Origin of the sequence: Burkholderia sp. Tr-20390, assembly GCF_017104595.1 — a bacterium.
Taxonomy (GTDB): domain Bacteria; phylum Pseudomonadota; class Gammaproteobacteria; order Burkholderiales; family Burkholderiaceae; genus Burkholderia.
In genome coordinates, this window is record NZ_JAAGPC010000427.1 from 1 (window position 1) to 1,158 (window position 1,158).

Annotated in this window: 1 protein-coding gene; it reads left to right on the forward strand. The window is 73.2% G+C overall.

Annotation, left to right across the window (positions count from 1 at the left end; translation table 11 throughout):
• The first annotated feature begins 133 nt into the window (after nt 1–133).
• Nucleotides 134–1,060: a Flp pilus assembly protein CpaB gene (cpaB, locus tag G3N98_RS39355; protein WP_241026306.1), complete on the forward strand. Its 927-nt coding sequence runs from the start codon at nt 134–136 to the stop codon at nt 1,058–1,060.
• The last annotated feature ends 98 nt before the right edge of the window (nt 1,061–1,158 follow it).

A 1,158-nucleotide genomic window follows, 5' to 3' on the forward strand; every position in this document is an offset into this window, starting at 1 on the left:
CAGCGCCGGTTCGCGCGGTCGCCGCGCGCGGCGTGCCGTACGGCGTCGCGCTCGCGCTCGGCGGCACGCTGGCCGTCTGGGCGTCGTTTCCATACACGGTTTCGCTTACCTAGCCGGGGGGACGCACGCCGCCATGCCCAAACCGCTGAGACTGGCCGTGCTCGTCGTTGCCGCCGGCATCGGTGCGTTCATCCTGCGCGAGCTGTACGTCGCCGCGTCGACGCCGTCGGTGCCCGCCGAAACGGATCAGGCGCGCGTGCGGGTCGCCGCCGCCGATTTGCCGGAAGGGCTGCTGCTGCGCGACAACGATCTCGCGTGGAAGCGCATGCCGCGCGCGCAGGTGCCGGCCGGCGCATTCGTCGAGTCGCAGCCGGGCGCGGACCTGAAGGGCGCGCTGCTGCGCAACCACGTCGGCGCGGGCGCACCGATTCGCGTCGAGAACGTGATACCGGCCGGCGCGCCGGATTTTCTCGCGGCCGCGCTGCAACCCGGCATGCGCGCGATCTCGGTGCCGGTCGACGACGTGTCCGGCAACGCGGGGCTGATCCAGCCGGGCGACTTCGTCGACGTGTTGCTGACGCAGCAGATCGGCGGCTCGGCGACGTCGCCCGGCACGTTCGAAGCGGAGACCGTGGTGCGGCGTGCGCGCGTGCTCGCGGTCGGCTCCGAGTTCCAGCGCGCGAAGGCGCCCGCGAGCGCACCGGACGCGACGGCCCGCGCCCGCACGGTCACGCTCGAGGTCGCCCCGCGCACCGCGCAGGTCGTGCTGGTGGCGACCCGCCTCGGCTCGCTGTCGCTCGCGCTGCGCAGTTTCGCGACGAGCGACCGGCGGCAGCCGGCAGGCGGCGACGCGCAGGAGCCCGATACGCAGCCCGTGTGGGCCGGCGACGTGTCGCGCGCGGCCCGCGAGGCCGCACGCGAACCGTCCGCCAGGCCGGAGTCGGGCGCGCGGCCGGCGTGGCGGAGCAACGCGGTCGTGATCTATCGCGGTTCGTCGGTCGACGACGGATCGCGTGGCGGCGGCACCGGCACGCCGGGCGATCCGAAGAGCGTCGTGTAGGGCAGGAGTGTATGGCATGGGGGAGATGCTCGGGGGCGCGGTATGATGCACAATCATAGTGACACCTATCGCCCTCGTTGTGTAGCTGCATCTCGCAA